The following is a 349-nucleotide window of genomic DNA, read 5'->3' on the forward strand; positions in this document are numbered from 1 at the left end:
CCTTCGGGTGCACCGGCACGATCCGCTTGCCGAACCGTTGCAGCACCCGCGCCACCCCGTAGGCGGCCCGGCTCTGGTTCGCGGACAGGCCGACCACCGCCCAGGTGTCGCCCAGCTCGGTCAGGATCCTGCGGATCGTCGCTTCGTCGCCGTACATCGGCCGTCTCCTCGGAATGCGGGGAACTGTGTCTCCGGGCAACAGTGGCGCGGCGGGTGCGGATTCCCGCCGTACCCCGGCACGCTGTCCGGAATCGGTGCAAGCCGCTGCGTACGGCCGCCGGTCGGCCTACGCTCGCCCCGTGCTGCGCATCCTCGACGCCAGAACCGGTGAGCCCGTATCCGCCGCGCC

The 349-nt window shown here is 71.9% G+C and carries 1 protein-coding gene; it reads right to left on the bottom strand.

Annotated features, from left to right (window positions below; all coding sequences use genetic code 11):
* A partial coding sequence (locus CCN44_RS47315) for a CoA-binding protein (protein ID WP_414820566.1) occupies positions 1 to 175 on the bottom strand: 175 nt, incomplete at its 3' end.
* Positions 176 to 349: the final 174 nt, after the last annotated feature.

Origin of the sequence: Streptomyces tricolor (genome assembly GCF_002155905.1) — a bacterium.
GTDB classification, from domain to species: Bacteria; Actinomycetota; Actinomycetes; order Streptomycetales; family Streptomycetaceae; genus Streptomyces; species Streptomyces tricolor.